This window comes from Bradyrhizobium sp. SZCCHNR1053, assembly GCF_032381235.1.
Classification (GTDB): Bacteria; Pseudomonadota; Alphaproteobacteria; order Rhizobiales; family Xanthobacteraceae; genus Bradyrhizobium.
Window position 1 is genome coordinate 145,114 of sequence record NZ_JAUHJM010000009.1, and the last position, 24,516, is coordinate 169,629.

Below are 24,516 nucleotides of genomic sequence, written 5' to 3' on the forward strand. Positions count from 1 at the left end.
CCGGCGCGAAGCGGTCGCGGGTGGCGGCGAGGAATCGTCCAGTCGTCCGGCAGAGCCGCCGTACAGGAAGAAGCGAGGGCCAGGCGCTGAAGGCGCCGGCTTGGGGGGAATCTTTGGCTGACGAGTTCATTCTCGAGACCCACGGATTGACGAAGGAATTCGCGGGATTTTTTGCCGTTCGCGATGTTTCGCTCAAGATCCGCCGGGGCACCATTCATGCGCTGATTGGCCCGAACGGGGCCGGCAAGACGACGTGCTTCAACCTTCTGACCAAGTTCCTGCGGCCGTCGGCCGGCAAGATTCTCTATAAGGGTCAGGATATTACGGCGACGGCGCCGGCCGACGTGGCGCGTCTTGGCCTGGTCCGCTCGTTCCAGATCTCGGCGGTGTTTCCGCATATGACGGCGCTGGAGAACGTCCGCGTCGCCCTGCAGCGCCAGCATGGCTCGTCGTTCGACTTCTGGCGCTCCAAGAGCGTTCTGAACCGCTTCAACAATCGGGCGCTGGAGCTTCTCAACGACGTGGGCTTGAGCGAATTCGCCAACATTCCGGCGGTCGAGATGCCGTATGGGCGCAAGCGTGCGTTGGAGATCGCGACCACGCTGGCGCTCGATCCGGAGATGATGCTGCTGGACGAGCCGATGGCCGGCATGGGCCACGAGGACATCGACAAGATCGCCGCGCTGATCAAGCGCATCTCCGCCAAATACACGATCCTGATGGTCGAGCATAATCTCAGCGTCGTCGCCAACCTCTCCGACACCATCACCGTGCTGACGCGCGGCCAGGTGCTGACGGAAGGGCCGTATTCGGAGCTCGCCAAGGACGAGCGCGTCAAGGAAGCCTATCTGGGGGCCGGACATGCCTGAGGTGATGACGGCCAAGACGCCCACCGCTGGCGCTGTGACCAGCACCATTCTCGACGTCAAGAATCTCGAGAGCTGGTACGGCGAATCCCACATTCTCCACGGCATGAACTTCAACGTGAATGCCGGCGAGGTCGTCACCCTGCTCGGGCGCAACGGTGCCGGCAAGACCACGACCCTGAAGTCGATCATGGGAATCATCGGCAAGCGCACCGGCTCGGTCCAGTTCAACGGGCGCGAGCTGATCCGCATGACCTCCGACAAGATCGCGCGGCTCGGCATCGCGCTGTGTCCGGAGGAGCGCGGCATCTTCGCCAGCCTGGACGTGCGCGAGAACCTGCTGCTGCCGCCGGTGGTGCGGCCGGGCGGGCTCATGCTCGACCAGATCTTCGAGCTGTTCCCGAACCTGAAGGAGCGGCTGAAGAGCCAGGGCACCAAGCTGTCGGGCGGCGAGCAGCAGATGCTGGCGATCGCGCGCATTCTGCGCACCGGCGCCAGCTTCCTGATGCTGGACGAGCCGACCGAGGGTCTCGCGCCAGTCATCATCCAGCAGATCGGCCACACCATCGCGCGGCTGAAGAAGGAAGGCTTCACGATCCTCCTGGTCGAGCAGAACTTCCGTTTCGCCTCGACTGTCGCCGACCGCTACTACGTGGTCGAGCACGGCAAGGTCATCGACGGTTTCGCCAATGCCGATCTGTCGGCCAACATGGATAAGCTGCATACTTATCTCGGCGTCTGACCGGCGCCGGCGACGTTGACTTGGCGGTTTCCTCCCGCGGTCTTCTCTATGGTTTTCTTGGCAGTCTTCTTGGAAAGTTCTGGAAGTTGGAAATGAAGAGCAAATTCATCGCGTCATTGCTGCTGGGAACGGCGCTCACTCTCGCCGCTGGCAGCGTCGCTTCGGCCGGCGACAAGACCGTCAAGATCGGCGCGCTGTCCGATCAGTCGGGTCTTTATGCCGATCTCGGCGGTCCCGGCTCGACGCTCGCGGCGCAGATGGCGATCGAGGATTCCGGCCTCGCCGCCAAGGGTTGGAAGATCGACGTGATCTCCGGCGATCACCAGAACAAGCCGGATATCGGCACCGCGATCGCGCGGCAGTGGTTCGATGTCGAGAAGGTCGACGTCATCGTCGACGTGCCGAATTCCGGCGTCGCGCTGGCCGTCAACAACGTCGTCAAGGAGAAGAACGGCGTCTACATCAACTCGGGCGCTGCGACCTCGGATCTCACCAATGCGCAGTGCTCGCCGAACACGGTGCACTGGACCTACGACACCTACATGCTGGCGCACACCACCGGCCAGGCGCTGGTCAAGGCGGGCGGCTCGACCTGGTTCTTCCTGACGGCCGACTACGCCTTCGGCGCCGCGCTGGAACGCGATACCACGGCGGTCGTCACCGCCAATGGCGGCAAGGTGATCGGCGGCGTCAAGCATCCGCTCAACACCTCCGACTTCTCGTCCTTCCTGCTGCAGGCCCAGTCGTCGAACGCCAAGGTCATCGGCCTCGCCAATGCCGGCGGCGATACCACCAATACGATCAAGCAGGCGGCCGAGTTCGGCATCAATAAGGGCGGCCAGAAGCTTGCCGCGCTGTTGCTGTTCCTGACCGACGTCAAGTCGATCGGGCTCGACATCGCGCAGGGCCTCAACTTCACCGAGACTTTCTACTGGGACATGAACGACCAGACCCGCGCCTTCTCCGAGCGGTTCGCCAAGCGGATGAAGAACGGCGCGCCGCCGACCATGGTCCAGGCCGGCGTCTATGCCGGTCTCGCGCATTACTTCAAGGCGCTGGACGCGCTGGGCGAGAACCCGCACGACGGCACCAAGATCGTCGACAAGATGAAGTCGATCCCGACCGAGGATACGCTGTTCGGCAAGGGCGAGATCCAGCCCAACGGCCGCACCATCCACACCGCCTATCTGTTCGAGGTCAAGAAGCCCTCGGAGTCCAAGGGCCCGTGGGATCTCTACAAGCTGGTCGGCTCGGTACCGGGCGACCAGGCCTTCACGCCGCTCGACAAGAGCGCGTGCGCCTTGTTTAAGAAATGAACCGCTGTGGCTCCGGCGGCTGACGTCGCCGGGGCCGCCATCTTCTGGGAAACGCCGAGAGAAAACAGAACAAGACGATGCAGGCCCTCTACGCACAGCTCCTGGTCGGACTGATCAACGGCTCGTTCTACGCGCTGCTCAGTCTCGGGCTTGCCGTCATCTTCGGCATGCTCAACATCATCAATTTCGCCCATGGCGCGCTCTACATGATGGGCGCGTTCTGCGCCTATTTCCTGCTCAACCTCGGCGGCATCAATTACTGGTGGGCGCTGCTGCTGGCGCCGATCATCGTCGGCGTCTTCGGCATGATCCTCGAGCGCACCATGCTGCAATGGATCGCCGGGCTCGACCATCTCTACGGACTGCTTCTGACGTTCGGACTGGCGCTGATCATCCAGGGCGTGTTCCAGAACTTCTTCGGCTCGTCCGGCCTGCCTTATGCGATCCCGGATCAGCTCCGTGGCGGCATGAATCTCGGCTTCATGTATCTGCCGGTCTATCGCGGCTGGGTCGTCATATTCTCCCTGGTCGTCTGTCTGGCGACCTGGTTCCTGATCGAGCGGACCCGGCTCGGCGCCTACCTGCGCGCCGCCACCGAGAATCCGACATTGGTGCGGGCGTTCGGCATCAACGTGCCGCGCATGATCACGCTGACCTACGGCCTCGGCGTCGGGCTCGCGGCCCTCGCCGGCGTGCTGTCGGCGCCGATCAACCAGGTGCGGCCCCTGATGGGCGAGCACATCATCATCGTGGTGTTCGCGGTGGTCGTGATCGGCGGCATGGGCTCGATCATGGGCTCGATCATCACCGGCTTCCTGCTCGGTGTGATCGAGGGACTGACCAAATATTTCTATCCCGAGGCTTCCAACACCGTGGTCTTCGTTCTGATGGTCCTGGTGCTGCTGGTGAAGCCGACGGGTCTGACCGGACGGGCGGCCTGACATGACATCCATCACCGACACGACCCTGCCGATCACCCCGCGCGCGATGCGCGACGAGATGATCGTGTTCGTCATCATGGCGGCGCTGCTGGCGATCGTACCGTGGACCGGGCTGTACCCGTTCTTCGTCATGCAGGCGCTGTGCTTCGCGCTGCTCGCCTGCGCCTTCAACCTCCTGATCGGCTATGGCGGCCTGCTGTCGTTCGGCCACGCGATGTTCCTGGGAACGGCCGGCTACTGCAGTGCCCACGCGCTGAAGGTGTGGGGGCTGCCGCCCGAGCTCGGCATCCTCACAGGCGTCGCCGGATCGTTCGTCCTGTCGGTGATCACCGGCTACATCTCGATCCGCCGCCAGGGCATCTATTTCGCGATGATCACGCTGGCGCTGTCGCAGCTGCTGTACTTCATCTATCTGCAGGCGCCGTTCACCCATGGCGAGGACGGCATCCAGGGCATTCCCCAGGGGCGGATGTTCGGCATCCTCGACCTGTCCAGGCCGACGGTGCTCTATTACGTCGTGCTGGTCGGCTTCCTCGCCGGTTTCCTGCTGATCTTCCGCACCATCAACTCGCCGTTCGGCGAAGTGCTGAAATCGATCCGTGAGAACGAGCAGCGGGCGATCTCGCTGGGTTACAAGACCGACCATTACAAGCTGCTCGCCTTCATTCTATCCGGGACGCTGGCCGGCTTGGCTGGCGCGTTGAAGGTGTTCGTCGCCCAGAACGCCTCGCTGACCGACGTCGAGGTGGCGATGTCGGGGCAGATCGTGCTCATGACCCTGGTCGGAGGGCTCGGCACCGTGTTCGGCCCCGTCGTCGGCGCGTTCGTGATCGTCGGCATGCAGCAATATCTGTCCGGCTTCGGCCAGTGGGTGACGGTGATCCAGGGCGTGATCTTCGTCGCCTGCGTGCTCACCTTCCGCCGCGGCGTGGTCGGCGAAATCGCCCATCTGTTCAAACGGTCCCTTTAAGCCGTTGATCTGAAAAGAGATCGTCGAAAGGGCAGAAAGCGGTGGATGAACCGGCCACCGCTTCTGCTGGTGCGCGATCCGGAGTATGACAGTTCTGTGACGGGCCGGCCCTGGCCCGTTTCGGAATGGATGGATCTCGTCCCATGCTGCACTGGTTTCGCGCCGTCCTCCCGCGGGAGGAGCGGTTTTTCGATTTGTTCGCCCGCCACAACAAGGTGGTGATTCAGGGCGCCCATGCGCTGCAGGACATGCTGCAGGGCGGTGACGACATCCTCGCCCACTGCCAGCGCGTCAGCCAGTTCGAGAACGAGGCCGACAACATCACCCGCGAAGTGCTGACCGCGGTCCGCCGCACCTTCATCACCCCGTTCGACCGCGGCGACATCAAGAACCTGATCACCTCGATGGACGATGCCATCGACCAGATGCAGCAGACCGCCAAGGCCGTGGTGCTGTTCGAGGTCAAAGAGTTCGAGCCGACCATGCGCGAGATGGGCACCTTGCTGGTCGATTGCGCCAATCTGATCGGCCGCGCGCTGCCGTTGCTGCAGGCGATCGGCCAGAACGTGCCGATGATCACCGCGATCACCGAGGAGATGACCAAGCTCGAGGGTCGGGTCGACGACCTCCACGACATCGGGCTGAAGGAGCTGTTCCTCAAGCACCGCAAGGCCAATACCATGGACTTCATTGTCGGCGCCGAGATCTACGACCATCTGGAGAAGGTCGCCGACCGCTTCGACGACGTCGCCAACGAGATCAATTCGATCATGATCGAACAGGTCTAGGGTAGGGCCGCGCCGTGGACGCTCAACTCGGCCTTCCGATCCTGGTCGGCCTGATCGCCGTCGCGCTCGCCTTCGATTTCCTGAACGGCCTGCATGACGCCGCCAACTCGATCGCGACCATCGTTTCGACCCGCGTGCTCCGGCCGCAATATGCGGTGTTCTGGGCCGCATTCTTTAATTTCGTCGCGTTCGCGGTGTTCGGCCTCCACGTCGCGCAGACCATCGGTACAGGGATCATCGATCCCGCCATCGTCGACGCCCAGGTGATCTTCGCCGCCCTGGTCGGTGCCATCGTCTGGAACCTCGTCACCTGGGCGGCCGGCATTCCCTCGTCGAGCTCGCACGCTTTGATTGGCGGGCTGGTTGGGGCAGGGGTCGCCAAGGCCGGCATCTCGGCCGCCGTCTGGAGCGGCCTGTCGAAGACCGTGCTCGCGATCGTGCTGTCGCCGCTGGTCGGGCTGGTGCTGGCGATGGTCCTGGTCGCGATCGTGTCCTGGGCCTCGGTGCGCTCGACGCCGTTCGCGGTCGACCGCGCCTTCCGCATCCTGCAATTCGCCTCGGCCTCGCTGTATTCGCTCGGCCATGGCGGCAACGACGCGCAGAAGACGATGGGCATCATCGCCGTGCTGCTGTATTCGCAGGGCCATCTCGGCAACGAGTTCACGGTGCCGTTCTGGGTCGTGCTGTCGTGCCAGGCGGCGATGGCGCTGGGCACCCTGATGGGCGGCTGGCGCATCGTCCGCACCATGGGCCTGCGCATCACCAAGCTGAACCCGATGCAGGGTTTCTGCGCCGAGACCGGCGGCGCGATCACGCTGTTCCTGGCGACCTTCCTCGGCGTGCCCGTCTCGACCACCCACACCATCACCGGAGCCATCGTCGGCGTCGGCGCCGCCCGCCGCGCCTCCGCGGTGCGCTGGAACGTGGCCGGATCGATCGTCTATGCCTGGGTCTTCACGATTCCGGCCTCGGCGATCGTCGCGGCGCTGACGTTCTGGCTGGTGTCGGTGCTCCGGCACTGATCCGGATCGGCCCGGCCGGGCTCAACTCGCCGGTTGGAGTTGCGGTGCAAAACGCCTATATGGAGGGCGCGCGGCGGCCGAGATCCCGCGCCTTTCCCGTAAATCGCCCGCTCTCTGGCCTGAAACGACGCTTGCCGCCTCATGTCCGATACCGCCGTCACGACCGAACAGCCTGTCCGCACCGCCTTGTCCGACGAGGTGGCGCGCCGGCGCACCTTTGCCATCATCTCGCATCCGGACGCCGGCAAGACCACCTTGACCGAGAAGCTGCTGCTGTTCGGCGGCGCCATCAACCTCGCCGGCCAGGTCAAGGCCAAGGGCGAGCGCCGCAACACCCGCTCGGACTGGATGAAGATCGAGCGCGAGCGCGGCATCTCCGTCGTCACCTCGGTCATGACCTTCGAGTTCGAGGGGCTGGTCTTCAACCTGCTGGACACGCCGGGCCACGAGGACTTTTCCGAGGACACCTACCGCACGCTGACCGCGGTCGACTCCGCGGTGATGGTGATCGACGCCGCCAAGGGCATCGAGGCGCGCACGCGAAAACTGTTCGAGGTCTGCCGCCTGCGCGACATCCCGATCATCACCTTCATCAACAAGATGGACCGCGAGAGCCGCGACACCTTCGATCTGCTGGACGAGATCGAGAAGACGCTGGCGCTCGACACCACGCCGATGACCTGGCCCGTGGGCCGCGGCCGCGACTTCATCGGCACCTATGACATCCGCGACGGCGGCGTGCGCCTGCTCGAAGGCGGCGGTGCCAAGACCGGCGCCGCGCAGCAGATCGCGATTTCGGAGCTCGGCAAGTTCAACGCCAATCTCGACATGAGCCAGATCACCGACGAGCTCGAGCTGGTCAAGGAAGCTTGCAAGCCGTTCGACCTGGAGGCATTCCGCGAGGGCCATCTGACCCCGGTCTATTTCGGCAGCGCCTTGCGCAATTTCGGCGTCGGCGACCTGCTGGAAGGCCTCGGCCGTTACGCGCCGTCGCCGCGCGCGCAGGAGTCCAACTTGCGCAAGGTCGACGCCGCCGAGCCGCGCATGAGCGCCTTCGTGTTCAAGATCCAGGCGAACATGGACCCCAACCACCGCGACCGCATCGCGTTTGCGCGGCTGTGCTCGGGCAAGCTCAATCGCGGCATGAAGGCGAAGCTGGTGCGCACGGGCAAGACCATGCCGCTGTCGAGTCCGCAATTCTTCTTCGCCCAGGACCGCTCGGTCGCGGACGAAGCCTTTGCGGGCGACGTCGTCGGCATTCCCAACCACGGCTCGCTTCGCATCGGCGACACGCTGACCGAGGGCGAGGACCTCACCTTCGTCGGCGTGCCGAGCTTCGCCCCGGAAATCGTCCGCCGCGTCCGTCTCACCGATGCGATGAAGGCCAAGAAGCTCAAGGAAGCCTTGCAGCAGATGTCGGAGGAGGGCGTCGTGCAGGTGTTCCGCCCGCGCGACGGCGCGCCGGCGCTGGTCGGCGTGGTCGGCCCGCTGCAGCTCGACGTGCTCAAGGCGCGGCTCGATGCCGAGTATTCGCTGCCCGTCGAATTCGAGATCTCCGAGTTCTCGCTGGCACGCTGGATCTCCTGCGACGACAAGAAGAAGCTGGAGGCGTTCATCGCGTCCAACAATTCCGGCGTCGCCGACGACGTCGACGGCGATCCGGTGTTCCTGGCCAAGAACGAGTTCTATCTCGGCTACACCAAGGAGCGCGCCGAAGGCATCGTGTTCTCCAACGTCAAGGACGTGAAGAAGAGGGCGTAGCCGCCCGACACTCTCTCGTCATTCCGGGGCATCGCGCAGCGATGAGTCCGCAATCCATTTCGCCTCTTGTTCCGCCGCCCGATGGAATCTCGGCTCGCCCTGCGGGCGCCCCGGAATCGCGACGCGAAAGACATGCGCTTCCTCACAGTGAGCCTCGCTCCTGCCGTGGGATGATACCCGCAACGCCGCGCACTTTTCGTCAGGTCATCGGCGCGCTAGTCTTCCTCTCATAAACAGGCGAGGGAGAAGGAAATGCCGGCGGGATCGATTGGCCGTCTTGTGCGGCGGCAGATGATTGCACTGTTCGCTGTGTGTGGACTTGCGTCGGCGACGATCGCAACGGCTGATGCGGCCGAGGTCGTCGCGCTCGGCGCCAGCAACACCTACGGCAAGGGCGTCAATCGCGGCGAGGACTTTCCGGCCCAGCTCGAGGCCATGCTCCACAGCAAGGGCGTTCGGGTGAGCGTCGCCAACGCCGGCATCAACGGTGATACCACCGCCGGGATGCTGTCCCGCTTCGACAGCGCGGTCGATGGATCAACCCGCGTGCTGGTGCTGCAGCCCGGCGGCAACGACGCCCGCAAAGGTGCCGGCGACCAGCGCGCCAGCGGCATCAGCGCCATCATGGCCAAGGCCGCGCAGCGCCGCATCAAGGTCGTGATGGTCGAGAACGGCATGTTCCGTGGCCTGCCGCATCAGGTCGACGGTGTGCATCTGACCCCCGAGGGCTATCGCATGCTGGCCGCATCGCTGCTGCCGCGCGTGATGAGCGGCTTGCGGAAGTAGCTCGCCGCGAGGTCGCGAAGCGCGCCGCGCCGGCCTGCGGTCTCACAGCTCGATGATCCCCCGCCTTGCCGCATGCGCGACCGCATCGGTGCGGCCGGTGGCGTCGAGCTTGTCGAGCAGCGAGCCGACGTGGAATTTGGCGGTGTGCACGGAGATGCCGAGGCTGCGCGCGATCTCCTTGTTGGAGCAGCCCTCGGCCATCAGCACCAGCACGTCGCGCTCGCGCGCGGTGAGCTGAAAATCATCGATCGCCTGGCCGTCGATCCTGTCGTCGCCGCTGCGAGCCTCATCACTGCCACGCAACGGCGCGACGGCGACGTCGGCGCTCTCGCCGGGCGCGACCAGCGTCAGGCCCGTGACATCGCCGAGCAGCGCCGCCAGCCGGTCGGCCAGCGCGGCATCCTCGACCGCGATCGCGATCCTGATCGGCGCGCGCGCCTCCTCGCTCACGCCGGCCTCTCGCCGATGGTCAGGGCGAACTGCACCGGCTCGCCGGCACGCAGCGCTGCGACCTCGACGACGGCGCCGACGCTGTCCGGACCGAGTTCGCGCATCATCGCGCGCATGCCCCTGAACGGCTCCTTGTTGAGCGCGGTGATGACGTCACCCTGGCGCAGGCCGGCGGCCGCGGCCGGGCCGCTCTTGTCGAGGCTCATGATCATCGCGCCGATGCCGTCATCGAGCCGGACCGGCTGCAGGCCGGCGCCGAGATAGCCGCGAGCGATGCGACCATGCGTCTCGAGCTTCGCGGCGACCCGTTCGATCGTGGCCGCGGGTATCACGAGCGTCCGGCGCGGGCCGCGCACGGCCATGCCGATCGCGTGGCCCGCAGCGTCGAGCACGAGGCCGCCTTCGGAACTGTGCCGCAGCCTGGTATCGAGCTCGATGCGCGCATCGATGTCGCCGCCGCGCAGGCTGCGCCACGGACCGGCGGATTTCGACACCATCGCGAGCGCGGCCGTTGGCGTGCCGTGCTCGGCAGCGGCGATGACCGCGAGCGAGCCGAGCGCGGGCATCTCGCCGGAGAGTTGGGCCGGTCCCGCAGCGCCGCCATCGAAGCGGAGCAGGGCGATGTCGGTGGTGTGGTCGCGGCCCGCCACCGTGGCCGGCCTTTGCGTGCCATCGGCAAAGACGAGCACGATTTCGCCTTCGTCCGCCAGCGCCTCGTCGGCGGTGACGACAAGGCCCGGCTTCCAGACGAAGCCCGTGGCGCGGCTGCGGTGCGAGGAGACGGTGAGGATCACAGGCGCGGCTTGCGCGACGGCGGTCGTCAATGCCGACGATAGCGAGGCGAGGGCGGACGGATCGGACATGGGACGCTCCAGAATGGGTCTGGTCCCAATTTGGCGTCTCCGACGCGGTTTCGAAACTACCCGATCAGGTAGTCGACCGGCTTCAGAGCGTCGTCCGTGCCTTCGGCAGCGGAAAGGCGAGATCGCCGTGCTTGGAGGTCTTCAGCCCCAGCCCGACCAGCGCCTCGGCAAAGCGCACCGCGGCGGCGACGCCGTCGATCACGGGAATGCCGAGCTCGGTGGAGAGGTCGTGCGCGAGATCGGCCATGCCGGCGCAGCCGAGCACGATGGCGCCGATACCGTCCTCGCGCAGCGCCGCCCGGCATTCGCCGAGCAGCGTGCCGCGGACATTGGCCTCGGGCTTGTCGAGGTCGAGCACGGCAACGTCGACCGCGCGCACCCTGCGGCAATGCTGCTCCATGCCGTAATTGCGCACGAGGTGCTCGGCGATCACCTTGGTGCGCGACAGCGTGGTCACGATGCTGAAATGGGTGGCGACGAAGCTCGCCGCATGCATCGCCGCTTCAGCGATGCCGAGCACCGGCACAGCCGATAATTCGCGCGCGGCAAGCAGGCCGGGATCACCGAAGCAGGCGATTACATGGGCGTGGCAACCTTCTGCGTCTCCGGCCTCGACCTCCTTGAGCATGCCGACCGCGGCAATCGCCTCGTCGTAATGGCCTTCGATCGAGGCGGCGCCGAACCGCGCGGTGCGGCCGACGATCCGCGTCGACGGGCTTGCGCTGGCCTGGGCCGCTTTGGCGATCAATTCGGTCATCGTCACCGTCATGTTCGGGTTGATGACGTTGATCACGGTCTCGCTGTGGCTCATCGTCGCGTCCGTTTGTTGTCGCATCCTGCCGTGTTCTAGCCGAGTTCCGCTGTTACGGTCGAGGGCCGTTCGCGATGCGGGAACGCGCAGACGTGAACGGGATTGAGCTTGCGAGTTCTGCGATCGGGATCCAACTTGGATTTCATCCCACTCCGAGAGTCCCATGCTCCGTGTCGTCGTGCTCCTCCTGCTGATGGTGGCCGCTCCGGCCGCCGCCGACGCGCGCCGCCAGCAGATCAATCCGGTGCCGTTCGCGCACACGCCGTGCAGCGTGCTCGACGAGCAGCCGTGCACGCCGTCGTTCTGCAGCGTCTTCGGGCCGTGGCCCTGTATTCCCGAGATGAACTATCCCTATGGTCAGAACCTGCAACTCACGATCGAGAGCCGGCCCGCCAAGGATCAGGAAGCCAAATATCAGAAGCCGGATCACGATCTCGACACGATCGGCGATCTGTTCGCAGCGCTGCGCGCGTGCTGGACGCCGCCGCCGGAGGACAGCGCCCGCGCGGGGATGCAGATGACGGTGCGCTTCAGCTTCAAGCGGACCGGCGAGATGATCTCACCGCCGCGCGTGACCTTCGTGACCTCAGGCGCGCCGGCCGACACGCGCGCGACCTATCTGAAGGCGATCAATGCCTCGCTCGACGGCTGCCTGCCGCTGAAGTTCACAAAAGGCCTCGGCGGCGCGCTGGCGGGGCGGCCGATCGCGATCCGCTATGTCGACAACCGGGATTTGAAGAACACGTCGGAGCGGCAATAGCGCCCCGCCGCGCCGTCTCGCACGGCGCGAACCCCACCCACCGATCATTCGGGACGGACGCAACGCGTGCGAACCTCAGCTGGGCGATTACGCAGCGGGGAATCTCGATATGGTTGCGAAGAACGCAAACCAATCTCGGGGTTCCGGGTTCGACGCTGACGCGTCGCCCCGGAATGACGATGTGTGATGGCGAATCGGCAGCGTGCGGCTTGCAGACGGTCTCCGCGCCACGTTGCGAGGCCGCCCCCGGAAATGATACCGATGCCCACGTACAGGTCATGTGCATGCGAAGGGGGACGCCGTGGGACTTCTGGTGATGGTGGTGGGGCTGGTGCTGTTTCTCGGCGCCCATGTGTTCACGACCCGGCGCGGGGCGCGCGCGCAGGTCATCGCGCGGATGGGTGAGAGCACCTACAAGCTCGTCTACACCGTCGTGGCGCTCGCCGGCCTCGCCCTGATTGTCTGGGGCTTTGCCGAGTACCGCCATGGCGGCGGCTGGATCCAGGTGTGGACGCCGCCGAAGGCGCTCAAGCACATCAATCTCGCCCTGATGCTGCCGGCGGTGATCATGATCGTCGCCGCCTATATCCGCGGCCGCATCTACACCGTGCTGAAGCACCCGATGCTGGCGGGCGTGAAGCTGTGGGCGTTCGGCCACCTGCTCAGCAATGGCGACCTCGGCGGCATCATCCTGTTCGGCTCGATCCTGGCCTGGGCCGTGTTCGACCGCATCTCCCTGAAGCGCCGCGCTGATGCCGGCGGACCGCCGATTCCGGTCGGCGGCATCGGCAACGACGTCATCGCGGTGGTGGTCGGCATCGTCGTCTATGCCGCGCTGGCCTTCGCGTTCCATCCTGTCGTGCTCGGCATTCCTGTCATCGGAGGTTAGCGATGTCGGTGCAGTCGACCGTCCGCCGCAAGACGGCTCCCGAGATCCGCGCCCGCAAGGGCGGCGAGCCGATCGTGATGCTGACGTCCTACCACGCCCATACCGCGGCGCTGGTGGATCGCCATTGCGATGTGATCCTGGTCGGCGATTCCCTCGGGAATGTGATGCACGGTTTCGAGACCACCGTGCCGGTGACCCTGGAGATGATGATTCTGCAGGGCAGCGCCGTGATGCGCGGCTCGCGCCAGGCGCTGGTGGTGGTCGACATGCCGTTCGGCTCCTACGAGGCGTCGAAGGAGCAGGCGTTTCATGCGGCGGTGCGGATCCTGAAGGAGACGCAATGCGGCGCGGTCAAGCTCGAGGGCGGGGCGCGGATGGCCGAGACGGTGGCCTTCCTCAGCGAGCGCGGCATTCCGGTGATGGGCCATATCGGCCTGACGCCGCAATCGATCAATACGCTCGGCTCGTTCCGTGCCCAGGGCCGCGATGAGGCGGATTGGGCTGCGATCGAGAACGACGCTGCGGCGATCGCACAAGCCGGCGCGTTCTCGGTGGTGATCGAGGCCGTGGCCGAGCCGCTGGCGCGCAAGATCACGCAGCAGATCGCGATCCCCACCATCGGCATCGGCGCCAGCGTCGCCTGCGACGGCCAGGTGCTGGTTTTGGAGGACATGCTCGGCCTGTCGCCGCGGGCGCCGAAATTCGTCCGCCGCTACGGCAATCTCGGTCCGGCGATCGACGAGGCGATCGAACGCTACGCGGCCGACGTGCGTACCCGTGCGTTTCCGGCGGCGGAACATGTCTACGGAATGAGGTCAAAGACCTGATGGGCGCCTCTCGCTTGGTCGTCCCGTTGGCGCCGTGGTGCGCGCGGCGTCACGGGATGAATCTCCGGCGCTGGCGGAGATAGCCAAGCGCGTCATCCCTTGGTTATGTTTCAGGCTGGTCCGCATCGCGGCGAACAACGACAAGAAGCCAAGCTCGGGGAAACTCCATGGACTGGTCGACCTATGTAACGCCGCCGATGCGGCGCGAAGCCCGTTTCGGCGATCGCGTGGTTCCGTTGTTCACGGAGCGGCCCGCGAACATCTGGGCCATGGTCGAAGAAGCGGTGGAGCGCAACGGCGACGGCGAGGCGCTGGTCTGCGGGGCCGTGCGGCTGTCGTGGCACGAGGTCGGCGAGACCGCCGCGCGGATCGCCGGCGGGCTGCAGGCGAGGGGATTGCAGAAGGGCGACCGGCTCGCGGTGCTGCTCGGCAATCGCATGGAATTCGTGCTCACGCTTTTTGCTGCGGCCAAGCTCGGGCTGATCACGGTGCTGCTGTCGACCCGGCAGCAGACCCCGGAAATCGCCTATGTGCTGAACGATTGCGGCGCCCGGCTGCTGCTGCACGAGGCGGCGTTGGCGGACCGGTTGCCGGCCGCCACCGAGACGCCAGAGTTGGCGGCTCGCATTGCCGTCGACGACTATCCGCAACGCTCCGGCTTCGCGGCGCTGGCCGATCATGCCGCGCATGAGGCTCGGGTCGAGGTGACCGAAGAGGACACTGCGATGATCCTCTACACCTCCGGCACCACTGGCCGGCCGAAAGGCGCGATGCTCGCCCATTGCAACATCGTGCACTCCTCGATGATCTACGAGGCGTGCCTGGGGCTGACGCCCGCCGACCGCTCGATCGCCGCCGTGCCGCTCGGCCATGTCACCGGCGTCGTCGCCAACATCACCAGCATGGCACGCTGCGCCGGCACCTTGATCATCATGCCGGAGTTCAAGGCCGGCGAGTATCTGAAGCTCGCGGCGCGCGAGCGCGTGACCTACACGGTCATGGTCCCGGCGATGTACAATCTCTGCCTGCTGCAGCGCGACTTCGACAGTCATGATCTGTCGTCGTGGCGGATCGGCGGCTTCGGCGGCGCGCCGATGCCGGTCGCGACCATCGAGAAGCTCGCAGCCAAGATCCCCGGCCTGCGGCTGGTCAACGCCTATGGCTCGACCGAGACTACCTCGCCGGCGACCCTGATGCCGTCTGATCTCACCGCCCGTCAGATTGACAGCGTCGGGCTACCGTGTCCGGGCGCCAGCATCCTGGTGATGGACGGGCAGGGGCGGGAGCTGCCGCGCGGCGAGATCGGCGAGATCTGGATCGGCGGCGGCCAGGTCATCAAGGGCTATTGGAACCGGCCCGAGGCCACTGCCGAGAGCTTTACCGCCGGCTATTGGCACTCCGGCGACCTCGGCTCGATCGATGCCGACAATTTCGTCCGGGTGTTCGACCGGCAGAAGGACATGATCAACCGCGGCGGGTTGAAGATCTACTCGGCCGAGGTCGAATCGGTGCTGGCGAGCCACCCGGCGGTGGTCGAGAGCGCGATCATCGCCCGGCCATGTCCGGTGCTCGGCGAGCGGGTGCACGCGGTGGTCGTGACCCGCGAGCCGATGAGCGCCGAAGCGCTGCGCAGCTGGTGCGCCGAGCGGGTCTCGGATTACAAGGTCCCGGAAACCCTGACCGTGACCGCGGACCCTTTGCCGCGCAACGCCAACGGCAAGGTGATGAAACGGCAGTTGCGCGAAGCCTTGACGGCGTGATAGCCGCGTTCGGACCTTGTGGCAGAACCGGGGAGTAACGCCTTGATTCGGCTGGACTCGCCTTGCCACCGCCATGCCGATGCGGTATCGGCGCCGGCGCGCGGGCAACGGGCCGCTCGCGCGGCACTTCAAACCCATGCGCGCGCGCTCGCAGCGAACCTGACGGGATGTCCTTAGGTGTCTGAATTCATTGATGAAGTAGACGAGGAGGTCCGTCGGGAACAGCTCAAGAAGCTGTGGGACCGCTACTCGATCTTGATCATCGCCATTGCCGTGCTGATCATCGCCGGCGTCGGCGGCTGGCGCGGCTACCAGTATCTCGAGGGTCAGAAGGCGGCCGAAGCCGGCTCGGCCTTCAACAAGGCCCTCGAACTCTCCGAGCAGAACAAGCATGCCGAGGCGGAGAAGGCCTTTGCGGATGTCGCGGCCACGGCCCCATCGGGATACCGCATGCTGGCCCGCTTCCACCAGGCCGCCGAGGCCGCGATGCGCGACAAGGCGGCTGCCGTGAAGCTCTATGACGAACTCGCCGCCGACCGCAGCATCGGGGCCGAGCAGCAGTCGATGGCGCGGCTGCGCGCGGCCGGCCTGCTGGCCGATACGGCGCCTTACGCCGACCTCAAGCAGCGCCTCGAAGGCGAAACTGCGCCCGGCGCGTCGTTCCGCCACGCCGCCCGCGAATTGCTGGCGCTGTCGGCGTGGAAGGCCAATGATGCCGCGGCGGCCCGCCAATGGCTCGACATGATTGCGCTGGATGGTGAGACCCCGCCGGGCCTGCGCTCGCGCGCTGAAGCGCTGCAGGCGCTGTTGCCTGCAGTCGCCAAGAGCTGATCGCGGACCTCGCGACGGCGAAACCGAGTTGATTGGAACGACGATCATGCGCCGCGCCCAACGTGCCATTGCCCTGACGGTCCTCATTGCGCTTTCCGGCGTGCTGGGCGGCTGCGCGAGTGGGGGAAGTTTCGACCCCTCGGACATGCTCGACTTCCTGGACACCAAGAAGAAGCTGCCGGGCGACCGCAAGCCGGTGTTCCCGGAGGGCGTGCCGGGTCTCGAGCAGGGCGTGCCGAAGGAACTCTACAAGGGTGCCCAGCAGCAGCCGATGACCGACCCGGGCGCTCAGGCGGCTACGCCGCCGGCGCCTCCGGTGGAGGAGCCCAAGGGTAGAAAGGGCCGGCGGCAGGCGGCCGTGAACAACCCGACGACGGCCGATCCGCAGGATGGCGAGGCTGCCGCGGTCGAGGAGGGCGCTGCCGCCGTTCCGCCGGCACCGAAGCCCAAGAAGATCGTGCGCCGCCGCACCACGGCACCACCGCCGGATGATGCTGCCCCGGCGCAGCAGCCGGCGGCTCAGCGATCCAGCGGCGGCTTCCCGGCGCCGATGCCGAGCGGCTCCTTCAGCCGGTAATCTCACCTGCGAATCGGCGGATCGCCCGTTCGGTTTTGCGGCCGAATGCGCTAAAGCTGCGCGCTCACGCGCACGGATCATCATGCCCTTCACCATCGCCATCATCGGCCGGCCCAACGTCGGCAAGTCGACCCTGTTCAACCGTCTGGTCGGGCAGAAGCTGGCGCTCGTCGACGACATGCCGGGCGTCACGCGCGACCGCCGCGAGGGCGAAGCTAAGCTGTTCGATCTCAACTTCACGATCATCGACACCGCCGGCCTCGACGAGGGGCCGAAGGGCTCGCTGACCGCGCGCATGCAGGAGCAGACGGAGACCGCGATCGCGCTCGCCGACGCGCTGTTCTTCGTGATCGATGCCCGCATCGGCCTGACGCCCGCCGACCGCGCCTTCGCCGATTTCGCCCGCCGCGCCGACAAGCCGGTGCTGTTGCTCGCCAACAAGAGCGAGGGCAAGCATGGCGAGCTCGGCGCCATGGAGTCGTATGCGTTGGGACTTGGCGATCCCATCCAGATCTCGGCCGAGCACGGCGAGGGCATGGGCGAGCTCTATGACGCCGTCAGCAAGCTCGTGCCGCCCACGGACGATGAGGAGGACGAGCACGAGGAGACCGACGAGGAGCGCGCCAACAGGCCGATCCGGGTCGCGATCGTCGGCCGTCCCAACGCCGGCAAGTCGACCCTGATCAACCATCTGCTCGGCGAGGAGCGGCTGCTCACGAGTCCCGAGGCCGGTACGACGCGCGATTCGATCGCGGTCGAAATCGAGTGGAAGGGCCGCGGCTTCCGCATCTTCGACACCGCAGGTCTGCGCCGGCGCTCGCGCATCGAGGAGAAGCTGGAGAAGCTGTCGGTGGCCGATGCGCTGCGCGCGGTGCGCTTCGCCGAGGTGGTCGTGCTGATGATGGATGCGCAGAACCGCTTCGAGGAGCAGGATCTGCGCATCGCCGATCTGATCGAGCGCGAGGGGCGTGCGCTGGTCATCGCCGTCAACAAATGGGACCTGATGGACGGCAACCCCGGCCAGATCTCGATGCTGCGCCGCGATGCCGACCACTGGCTGCCGCAGGTCGCGGGCGCGCCGATCGTGGCGGTGTCGGGCCTGATGGGCGAGGGCATCGACCGGCTGATGCAGGCGATCGTCGAAGCCTACGCGATCTGGAACCGGCGCGTGCCGACCGCGGCGCTGAACCGCTGGTTCGAGCAGGCGATCGCCGACAACCCGCCGCCGGCGGTGTCGGGCCGCCGGCTCAAGCTGAACTACATCACCCAGACCAAGGCGCGGCCGCCGAGTTTCGTGCTGTTCTGCTCGCGGGCCGACGCGATCCCGCAATCGTACCTGCGCTATCTCACCAACTCGATGCGCGAGACCTTCGAGCTGCCGGGCACACCGGTGCGCATCACCCTGCGCGAGAAAGCCAACCCGTTCGCGCACAAGCGCAAGCGGCCGAACTGATCAGTTGCGTCAGCGGAAGCGGTCCGGCCATGGAAGCAAGCCCGCCGAGCGTCGCGACAGAAGATGCGCCGGCCCCACGCCGCGGCGCCGTCGCCTTCATCTTCGTCACCATCCTGCTCGACATGCTCGCGCTCGGGCTGATCATGCCGATCCTGCCGAAGCTGATCGAGAGCTTCGTGGGCAACGACACTGCGCAGGCGGCGCGCATCTTCGGCCTGTTCGGCACCGCCTGGGCGCTGATGCAGTTCGTGTTCTCGCCGGTGCTCGGCAGCCTGTCCGACCGCTTCGGCCGGCGGCCGGTGATCCTGCTGTCGAACTTCGGCTTGGCCGCGGACTACGTGCTGATGGCGCTGGCGCCGTCGCTCGCGTGGCTGTTCGTGGGGCGCCTGATCTCCGGAGTCACCTCGGCCAGCATCTCGACGGCTTTCGCCTACATCTCCGACCTGACGCCGCCCGACCGGCGTGCGGCGATCTTCGGGCGCATCGGCGCGGCGTTCGGCGCGGGATTCGTGCTGGGCCCCGCCACCGGCGGCCTGCTCGGCGACATCGACCCGCGGCTGCCGTTCTGGGCTGCAGCCGCGCTCAGCTTCGCCAACGCACTGTACGGACTGCTGGTGCTGCCGGAATCGCTGCCGTCAAAGCGGCGCAGTCCGTTCCAATGGCGAGCCGCGAGCCCGCTCGGCGCGCTGCAATTGCTGCGCTCGGATCGCATCCTCGGCGGACTGTCGGTCGTCAACTTCATCACCCAGCTCGCTCATGTCGTGCTGCCGTCGACCTTCGTGCTCTACGCGACCTATCGCTATGGCTGGGATACGCGCACGGTCGGGCTGACGCTGGCGATGGTCGGCATCTGCGCCATGGTGGTGCAGGGCGGGGCGGTGGGGCTGATCGTCCGCCTGCTCGGCGAGCGCGGCGCGCTGATGCTCGGCCTGTCCGCGGGGGCGGTGGGCTTCCTAATCTTCGGCCTTGCGCCGACCGGGCCGTTGAGCTGGCTCGGCATTCCCGTGATGGCGCTGTGGGGCGTCTCCGGCGCGGCCATGCAGGCTTTGATGACCCGCCTCGTCCCACCGGACAGACAGGGCCAGCTACAGGGAGCGACGTCGAGCGTGCAGAGCGTGGCCCAACTCGCAGGTCCCTTCCTGTTCACGCTGACCTTTGCCTATTTCATCGGAGCGGCCGCGCCGGCGCATCTACCCGGCGCGCCGTTCCTGCTGGCGTCGGCGTTGCTGATCGTCGCTCTCCTGATTGCGGTGCGGACGCTGTCCTCGGCAAAGAGCAGCTAGAGTAGCGCGCCGGCCTGAAGGTTCTCATCCCCTGACCCCACCGATGCAGCTCTCGCGCTCTCGCGGGACGGGGATTGCACACGCTTCAAAATAGGTCAATAATACTGACATAAATAGCCGAACCACGGGAGGAATATTGGTGAGCTGGAAGCCCGTCTACGCGCGCCGCGCGGATCGCATGAAGGCATCGGAGATCCGCGAGCTGCTCAAGGTGCTGGAGCGGCCCGGCATGATTTCGTTCGCCGGCGGCATCCCCGATCCCGCGCTGTTTCCTGTAGCAGCGGCGGCGCAGGTCTATGCCGATGCGCTGGCGTCGCCCGACGTGGCTTCCGCTGCTCTGCAATATGCCGTCAGCGAGGGCTACGGTCCGCTTCGCCAGTGGATCGCCGAGTACATGACCGCGCAGGGCATAGCGGCCTCGCCAGACAACATCCTCGTCACCGCGGGATCGCAACAGGCGCTCGATTTTCTCGGCAAGCTGCTGCTCACGCCCGGCGATACGGCGCTCGTCACCGTTCCCACCTATCTTGGCGCGCTGCAGGCCTTTTCGGCCTACGAGCCGCGTTACGATTCGATCGGTCCACGCGCTGCGAACCGCACCCCGGCCTCCTACGCGGACGAAGCCGCGAAAGAAGCTGCGGGGGCGCGCGTGAAGTTCGTCTATGTCGTGCCGGACTTTGCCAATCCGACCGGTGAGACGCTGTCGCGTTCGGCGCGTGCCGATGTCCTGGATCTCGCCGGCGAGCTGGACGTGCCGGTGTTGGAGGACAGCGCCTATTCTGCCTTGCGTTTCGACGGCGACGAGATGCAGTCGCTGCAGTCGTTGGACGTCCGTCGCCGCGGCTCGCTCGATGCTTCCCGCGTCATCCATCTCGGAACGTTCTCGAAGACGGTCGCGCCAGGCCTGCGCATCGGCTGGGTTTGTGCATCGCGCGCCATCATCAGCCGTCTCGTCCTCGTCAAGCAGGCGAGCGACCTCAACGTGTCAGCGATCAATCAGATCGTGATGCACAGGCTCGTGAAAGACGGAGGGCATGCCGGGCTGATCGCACGGGCGCGCGCGCATTATCGGCTCAAGCGCGATGCGATGCTGAGGGCACTCGAGGCACAGATGCCGTCAGAAGCGAGGTGGACGCGCCCCGACGGCGGGTTCTTCGTCTGGCTCACCCTGCCGGACGGCGTGTCCGGTGCCGCCTTGCTCGACCGGGCCGTGAATCAGGCCCAGGTGGCGTTCGTTCCCGGGGCTGCCTTCTTCCACGACGGCAGCGGCACCAACACGATCCGCCTGTCCTATTCGCTGCCCGAGGAAGCCGTGATCGAGGAAGGCATCGGCCGCCTCGCGAGTCTGCTGCGCTGACGATGACGTGATTCTGCGCAGCGAATGTCGCATCGTCTGCGCAGCGGCACTGGCGGGACGCGATGCTAATCCACCGCATCCCGCATCGGAGCTATCGGATTACTTCTTCACCAGCGGGCACTCGCTGGCCTCGAGCGGCTTGGCGGCATCCTCGGGCGCGATCTTGGCGATCAGCTTGTAGTAATCCCACGGATATTTGGACTCTTCGGGCTTCTTGACCTCGAACAGATAGGCCGGGATCAGGCGGCGGCCGTCGGCGCGCAGCGGGCCCTTGCCGAACAGCGGATCGTCGGTCGGAATCTCCTTCATCTTGGCCACGACCTTGGCGCCGTCATGCGGATTGCCGCCGAGTGCCTCGAGCGTCTTCAGGTAGTGCAGCGCGCCGGCGTAGACGCCGGCCACCGTCATCGACGGCATCGTGCCCTTCGGTGACAGCTTCTGGAAGCGGTTGGACCAGGCGCGGGTCTGCTCGTTCAGGTCCCAGTAGAACGACTCGGTGAAGGTCAGGCCCTGCGCGACCTTGAGCCCGAGCGCATGCACGTCGTTGACGAACAACAACAGCGCGGCGAGCTTCTGACCGCCCTGGACGATGCCGAATTCGGAAGCCTGCTTGATCGAGTTGGTGGTGTCGCCGCCGGCGTTGGCAAGGCCGATGACCTTGGCCTTCGACGATTGCGCCTGCAGCAGGAAGGACGAGAAGTCCGCGGTGTTGAGCGGATGCTTGACCGAGCCGAGCACCTTGCCGCCACTGCTGGTCACGACTGCGGAGGTGTCGCGCTCCAGCGCATGGCCGAAGGCGTAGTCCGCGGTGAGGAAGAACCAGGTGTCGCCGCCGGCCTTGGTCAGCGCCTTGCCGGTGCCGTTGGCGAGCATGTAGGTGTCGTAGGTGAAGGAGATCGTGTTGGCGTTGCAGGCCTTGCCGGTGAGGTCGGCAGTGGCCGCGCCGGAGTTCAGGAGGATCGAGTTCTTCTCCTTGACCAGATTGGAGACGGCCAGCGCCACGCCGGAGTTCGGCGTGTCCATGATCACGTCGACCTTCTGGGTGTCGATCCACTGCCGGCCGATGTTGACGCCGACGTCGGGCTTGTTCTGGTGGTCGCCGCTGATGACCTCGATGGTCCAGCCCTTGGCCTTAAGGCCTGAATCCTCGACCGCCATGTTGACGGCTGCGACCGAGTTGGGCCCGCCGATGTCGGCATACAGGCTGGACATGTCGTTGAGCACGCCGATCTTGACGACCTTGTCGTCGGCGAAGGCGGAGCCGGCAAAGCTGAGCGTGGTGGCAGCAAGCAACGCGGCCATCCGCCGCGTATGAGACGTCGTCATCGAAGTCCTCCCTGGTGTCGTGTCACGGCGGGGCTTCTTGGGCGCCCTTTGCCGTCGGTCTCCCTGGATAGCCGGTCTTGTGAGTTGCGGCAATGCGCCAAAAGGCGCGAGACGCGCGCAAGGTTTGTGCGTTTCGCTTGAGCGTTAACGCAGGGCGTCCGAGGTCAGCCGGAATTTCTGGATGCGCTTACCGGTGTCGACCTCGGCGGTATAAACGTTGCCCTGCCGGTCGACAGCCATCGCGTGCACCCAATGGAATTGGCCGGCATTGCGGCCATTGTGGCCGAAGCTGCCAACCACGCTGCCGTCATCCCGCCTGATGATGCGGATCTCGTTGTTCTCGCCATCGGCAGACAGCAGGTAGGTCTGCTTCGGATCCGGCCAGATCGCGATGTCCCACACCGCGCCATTGCCGAGCGTGTTCTTTTCGAAGAACCATTCGGTCACGAATGTCCCGTCCTTCCTGAACACCTGGATGCGGTCGTTGATGCGGTCGCAGACATAGACGAGACCATCGTCGGCGATCTTCACGCAGTGCACGGGATTGCCGAACTGCTGGGCGACCGGTGCCTTGGGATCATACGGTGGCTGCTTGGCATCATCAGGGACATGGCCGTAGGCTCCCCAATGCCGCTTGTAGGCGAGGGTGGTGGCATCGAACACGATGACGCGGCGGTTGCCGTAGCCGTCGGCGACGTAGATCTCGTTCGCCTCCTTGTCGATCGCTGTCTCCGCGGGCTTGCCGAGCTGGGTGGTGTCGTTGGAGCCCTTGCTCGGCGCCATCGTTCCGATCTGAGCGACGAACTTGCCATCGAGCGTGAACTTCAGGATGGCGTTGTCATTGTCGGCATTGCCGCCGATCCAGACGAAGCCGCGTTCGTCGACCTCGATGCCATGCTCGCGGCCGACCCATTCATAGCCCGGGCCCGGGCCGCCCCAGGCGCGCAAGAGATTGCCGTCGGTATCGAATTCGAGCACCGGGGGCGCCGGCATGCAGCATTTCGATCGCGGCGGATTGAGCGTGGCGCCTTTCTCGTCGTCGGTCAGCGAGCGCGGCCGGTGAATGACCCAGATGTGGCCCTGGTGATCAACCGTGATGCCGCCGACCTGGCCGAGGATCCAGTTGTTGGGGAGCTGCTTCGGCCAGGACGGCTCGACCGCGAACGCGGGCACCTCCGCTGCGGCGCTGGTGCCGCGAGAGAAGAGGACGTTGCCGGCCGCAACGGCGAACAGCAGAATGACCAGGGCAGGCCTTGTCGCGCGTCCGCGTCGTGCTCGCGTCATGCCGTCCTCCCCGATATGTGCTGCGGTCATCCGCTTATGAGCGCAGTCAATCGCGGGCATGGCGGGGTGTCAATCGCGCGGGGGCACGCCGATCGGCAGGCTCAGACGGGCGCCTGCTCCACAGCTTCCTTTTTCGGCGGCGTCGGCAACGTGGGCGGCCGCAGAAAGCGCGTCAGCATGAGCCGCAGATGCTCACTGCTCTGCTTGATATCGACCGCCGGATTGCGGATCGGCAGCGCACGTGCGCCGTCGACGATCACGAACAGGATGTTCGCGGTCGCCTCCGGATCGAGGCGGGGATCGACCTCGCCGCGGCCCTGTGCCTTGGTGAGGAAGTCGACCAGCAGCGCCCGCATCGCGCGCGCATGCGCGTGGACGATGGCGGCAAAGTCGGCATTGCGACAGGCCTCGGCCAAGGCCTCGGCGCTGAGGACCTGGGCCTGCGGCTGGTGAATGCTGGCGCTCTCGAGCTCTTGCACCAGGGCGTCGATCACGTCGGGCGAGGCCAGGATTGCCTGGAGGCGCGATGCAGCGTGGCTCAGATTCTGCTCGACCAGCGCCTGGATCATCGCCTCCTTGCTGGGAAAGTAATGATAGAGGTGGCCCGGGCTGATCTTCGCCGCAGCGCAGATGTCGGTGGTGCTGGCGCCGTGGAATCCGTTCCTGACGAAGCACGACAGGGCGGCCTGGAGAATCCCCTGGCGCTTCTGCTCGTGCTTGACCGGATCGACCTTTCTCATCGCGCGTCCCGTCGGGCCAACTCTCGCCACATTCGTCGTTTCCGCCAACTGCTTGTAATATAAAATAATATTTCTCGCCGCTCTAATCTAGAGAATTTGATCTAGTTTAGTTG

At 65.9% G+C, this 24,516-nt stretch carries 24 protein-coding genes; 18 read left to right on the forward strand and 6 right to left on the reverse strand.

Features of this window, described 5'->3' with window-relative positions; translation table 11 throughout:
* Positions 1–113 precede the first annotated feature (113 nt).
* The 9 genes from QX051_RS21025 (at position 114) to QX051_RS21065 (ending at position 9,192) form a co-directional block, all read left to right on the forward strand.
* The gene (locus QX051_RS21025) at positions 114–869 is read left to right on the forward strand and encodes an ABC transporter ATP-binding protein (protein ID WP_315739336.1); all 756 of its coding nucleotides are present in this window, start codon (positions 114–116) and stop codon (positions 867–869) included.
* Positions 862–1,608 carry an ABC transporter ATP-binding protein gene (locus tag QX051_RS21030; RefSeq protein WP_315739337.1) on the forward strand — a complete coding sequence of 249 codons (747 nt, stop codon included), beginning with the start codon at positions 862–864 and terminating at the stop codon, positions 1,606–1,608. Before QX051_RS21025 ends, QX051_RS21030 begins: the two co-directional genes overlap by 8 nt.
* A 92-nt stretch (positions 1,609–1,700) precedes the next feature.
* Positions 1,701–2,924: an ABC transporter substrate-binding protein gene (locus tag QX051_RS21035; RefSeq protein ID WP_315777447.1), complete on the forward strand. Its 1,224-nt coding sequence runs from the start codon at positions 1,701–1,703 to the stop codon at positions 2,922–2,924.
* 77 nt (positions 2,925–3,001) lie between these two features.
* Positions 3,002–3,865 carry a branched-chain amino acid ABC transporter permease gene (locus QX051_RS21040; protein WP_315739340.1) on the forward strand — a complete coding sequence of 288 codons (864 nt, stop codon included), beginning with the start codon at positions 3,002–3,004 and terminating at the stop codon, positions 3,863–3,865.
* 1 nt (position 3,866) lies between these two features.
* On the forward strand, positions 3,867–4,835 hold the full coding sequence (locus tag QX051_RS21045) for a branched-chain amino acid ABC transporter permease (RefSeq protein WP_315739341.1): 969 nt from the start codon (positions 3,867–3,869) through the stop codon (positions 4,833–4,835).
* 143 nt (positions 4,836–4,978) lie between these two features.
* Positions 4,979–5,623 (forward strand): DUF47 domain-containing protein, encoded by a 645-nt coding sequence (locus tag QX051_RS21050; protein WP_315739342.1) that lies wholly within the window; start codon positions 4,979–4,981, stop codon positions 5,621–5,623.
* 14 nt (positions 5,624–5,637) lie between these two features.
* Positions 5,638–6,645 (forward strand): anion permease, encoded by a 1,008-nt coding sequence (locus tag QX051_RS21055; RefSeq protein ID WP_315739343.1) that lies wholly within the window; start codon positions 5,638–5,640, stop codon positions 6,643–6,645.
* A 141-nt stretch (positions 6,646–6,786) separates the two neighbouring features.
* Positions 6,787–8,406, forward strand: a complete 1,620-nt coding sequence (locus tag QX051_RS21060; RefSeq protein WP_315777448.1) for a peptide chain release factor 3 — start codon at positions 6,787–6,789, stop codon at positions 8,404–8,406.
* 252 nt (positions 8,407–8,658) lie between these two features.
* Positions 8,659–9,192, forward strand: coding sequence for a GDSL-type esterase/lipase family protein (locus QX051_RS21065; RefSeq protein ID WP_315777449.1), 534 nt, complete (start codon positions 8,659–8,661; stop codon positions 9,190–9,192).
* 42 nt (positions 9,193–9,234) lie between these two features.
* Here the strand turns inward: QX051_RS21065 and QX051_RS21070 are convergent, their stop codons facing one another.
* The 3 genes from QX051_RS21070 to QX051_RS21080 all read right to left on the reverse strand — a co-directional run bounded on the left by QX051_RS21070 (position 9,235) and on the right by QX051_RS21080 (position 11,316).
* Positions 9,235–9,642: a helix-turn-helix transcriptional regulator gene (locus tag QX051_RS21070; protein WP_315777450.1), complete on the reverse strand. Its 408-nt coding sequence runs from the start codon at positions 9,640–9,642 to the stop codon at positions 9,235–9,237.
* A complete protein-coding gene (locus tag QX051_RS21075) occupies positions 9,639–10,505 on the reverse strand; it encodes a S1C family serine protease (RefSeq protein WP_315777451.1) in 867 nt (288 codons plus the stop codon). Before QX051_RS21075 ends, QX051_RS21070 begins: the two co-directional genes overlap by 4 nt.
* Positions 10,506–10,587: 82 nt before the next feature.
* The gene (locus tag QX051_RS21080) at positions 10,588–11,316 is read right to left on the reverse strand and encodes an aspartate/glutamate racemase family protein (RefSeq protein ID WP_315777452.1); all 729 of its coding nucleotides are present in this window, start codon (positions 11,314–11,316) and stop codon (positions 10,588–10,590) included.
* 163 nt (positions 11,317–11,479) lie between these two features.
* Between QX051_RS21080 and QX051_RS21085 the strand changes: the two genes are divergently transcribed.
* The 9 genes from QX051_RS21085 to QX051_RS21125 all read left to right on the forward strand — a co-directional run bounded on the left by QX051_RS21085 (position 11,480) and on the right by QX051_RS21125 (position 21,053).
* The gene (locus QX051_RS21085; protein WP_315739352.1) at positions 11,480–12,076 is read left to right on the forward strand and encodes a hypothetical protein; all 597 of its coding nucleotides are present in this window, start codon (positions 11,480–11,482) and stop codon (positions 12,074–12,076) included.
* 301 nt (positions 12,077–12,377) lie between these two features.
* The gene (locus QX051_RS21090) at positions 12,378–12,965 is read left to right on the forward strand and encodes an NnrU family protein (RefSeq protein ID WP_315777453.1); all 588 of its coding nucleotides are present in this window, start codon (positions 12,378–12,380) and stop codon (positions 12,963–12,965) included.
* A 2-nt stretch (positions 12,966–12,967) separates the two neighbouring features.
* A complete protein-coding gene (panB, locus tag QX051_RS21095) occupies positions 12,968–13,792 on the forward strand; it encodes a 3-methyl-2-oxobutanoate hydroxymethyltransferase (RefSeq protein ID WP_315777454.1) in 825 nt (274 codons plus the stop codon).
* Between the two features lie 167 nt (positions 13,793–13,959).
* Positions 13,960–15,552, forward strand: a complete 1,593-nt coding sequence (locus QX051_RS21100) for a class I adenylate-forming enzyme family protein (RefSeq protein WP_315777455.1) — start codon at positions 13,960–13,962, stop codon at positions 15,550–15,552.
* A gap of 177 nt (positions 15,553–15,729) precedes the next feature.
* On the forward strand, positions 15,730–16,383 hold the full coding sequence (locus QX051_RS21105; protein ID WP_315777456.1) for a tetratricopeptide repeat protein: 654 nt from the start codon (positions 15,730–15,732) through the stop codon (positions 16,381–16,383).
* A 46-nt stretch (positions 16,384–16,429) separates the two neighbouring features.
* On the forward strand, positions 16,430–16,960 hold the full coding sequence (locus tag QX051_RS21110) for a hypothetical protein (RefSeq protein ID WP_315777457.1): 531 nt from the start codon (positions 16,430–16,432) through the stop codon (positions 16,958–16,960).
* Positions 16,961–17,042: 82 nt separating this feature from the next.
* Positions 17,043–18,413 carry a ribosome biogenesis GTPase Der gene (der, locus tag QX051_RS21115; RefSeq protein WP_315739359.1) on the forward strand — a complete coding sequence of 457 codons (1,371 nt, stop codon included), beginning with the start codon at positions 17,043–17,045 and terminating at the stop codon, positions 18,411–18,413.
* A 29-nt stretch (positions 18,414–18,442) separates the two neighbouring features.
* Positions 18,443–19,696 carry a TCR/Tet family MFS transporter gene (locus QX051_RS21120; RefSeq protein ID WP_315777458.1) on the forward strand — a complete coding sequence of 418 codons (1,254 nt, stop codon included), beginning with the start codon at positions 18,443–18,445 and terminating at the stop codon, positions 19,694–19,696.
* A gap of 136 nt (positions 19,697–19,832) precedes the next feature.
* The gene (locus QX051_RS21125; RefSeq protein ID WP_315777459.1) at positions 19,833–21,053 is read left to right on the forward strand and encodes a PLP-dependent aminotransferase family protein; all 1,221 of its coding nucleotides are present in this window, start codon (positions 19,833–19,835) and stop codon (positions 21,051–21,053) included.
* 99 nt (positions 21,054–21,152) lie between these two features.
* Here the strand turns inward: QX051_RS21125 and QX051_RS21130 are convergent, their stop codons facing one another.
* From QX051_RS21130 to QX051_RS21140, 3 genes are all read right to left on the reverse strand, one after another.
* The gene (locus QX051_RS21130; RefSeq protein WP_315777460.1) at positions 21,153–22,379 is read right to left on the reverse strand and encodes an ABC transporter substrate-binding protein; all 1,227 of its coding nucleotides are present in this window, start codon (positions 22,377–22,379) and stop codon (positions 21,153–21,155) included.
* Between the two features lie 144 nt (positions 22,380–22,523).
* Complete coding sequence (locus tag QX051_RS21135) at positions 22,524–23,663, reverse strand: hypothetical protein (protein WP_315777461.1); 1,140 nt, start codon at positions 23,661–23,663, stop codon at positions 22,524–22,526.
* Positions 23,664–23,764: 101 nt separating this feature from the next.
* Positions 23,765–24,403, reverse strand: a complete 639-nt coding sequence (locus tag QX051_RS21140; protein WP_315739365.1) for a TetR/AcrR family transcriptional regulator — start codon at positions 24,401–24,403, stop codon at positions 23,765–23,767.
* Between the last annotated feature and the right edge of the window lie 113 nt (positions 24,404–24,516).

Bases quoted from the DNA above. Each gene is read 5' to 3' on its own strand.
- QX051_RS21135 (WP_315777461.1), bottom strand. From the start codon at position 23,663: ATGACGCGAGCACGACGCGGACGCGCGACAAGGCCTGCCCTGGTCATT.
- QX051_RS21100 (WP_315777455.1), top strand. From the start codon at position 13,960: ATGGACTGGTCGACCTATGTAACGCCGCCGATGCGGCGCGAAGCCCGT.
- QX051_RS21075 (WP_315777451.1), bottom strand. From the start codon at position 10,505: ATGTCCGATCCGTCCGCCCTCGCCTCGCTATCGTCGGCATTGACGACC.
- QX051_RS21030 (WP_315739337.1), top strand. From the start codon at position 862: ATGCCTGAGGTGATGACGGCCAAGACGCCCACCGCTGGCGCTGTGACC.
- der (WP_315739359.1), top strand. From the start codon at position 17,043: ATGCCCTTCACCATCGCCATCATCGGCCGGCCCAACGTCGGCAAGTCG.
- QX051_RS21035 (WP_315777447.1), top strand. From the start codon at position 1,701: ATGAAGAGCAAATTCATCGCGTCATTGCTGCTGGGAACGGCGCTCACT.
- QX051_RS21085 (WP_315739352.1), top strand. From the start codon at position 11,480: ATGCTCCGTGTCGTCGTGCTCCTCCTGCTGATGGTGGCCGCTCCGGCC.
- QX051_RS21140 (WP_315739365.1), bottom strand. From the start codon at position 24,403: ATGAGAAAGGTCGATCCGGTCAAGCACGAGCAGAAGCGCCAGGGGATT.
- panB (WP_315777454.1), top strand. From the start codon at position 12,968: ATGTCGGTGCAGTCGACCGTCCGCCGCAAGACGGCTCCCGAGATCCGC.
- QX051_RS21130 (WP_315777460.1), bottom strand. From the start codon at position 22,379: ATGACGACGTCTCATACGCGGCGGATGGCCGCGTTGCTTGCTGCCACC.
- QX051_RS21080 (WP_315777452.1), bottom strand. From the start codon at position 11,316: ATGAGCCACAGCGAGACCGTGATCAACGTCATCAACCCGAACATGACG.
- QX051_RS21120 (WP_315777458.1), top strand. From the start codon at position 18,443: ATGGAAGCAAGCCCGCCGAGCGTCGCGACAGAAGATGCGCCGGCCCCA.
- QX051_RS21045 (WP_315739341.1), top strand. From the start codon at position 3,867: ATGACATCCATCACCGACACGACCCTGCCGATCACCCCGCGCGCGATG.
- QX051_RS21110 (WP_315777457.1), top strand. From the start codon at position 16,430: ATGCGCCGCGCCCAACGTGCCATTGCCCTGACGGTCCTCATTGCGCTT.
- QX051_RS21050 (WP_315739342.1), top strand. From the start codon at position 4,979: ATGCTGCACTGGTTTCGCGCCGTCCTCCCGCGGGAGGAGCGGTTTTTC.
- QX051_RS21065 (WP_315777449.1), top strand. From the start codon at position 8,659: ATGCCGGCGGGATCGATTGGCCGTCTTGTGCGGCGGCAGATGATTGCA.
- QX051_RS21040 (WP_315739340.1), top strand. From the start codon at position 3,002: ATGCAGGCCCTCTACGCACAGCTCCTGGTCGGACTGATCAACGGCTCG.
- QX051_RS21060 (WP_315777448.1), top strand. From the start codon at position 6,787: ATGTCCGATACCGCCGTCACGACCGAACAGCCTGTCCGCACCGCCTTG.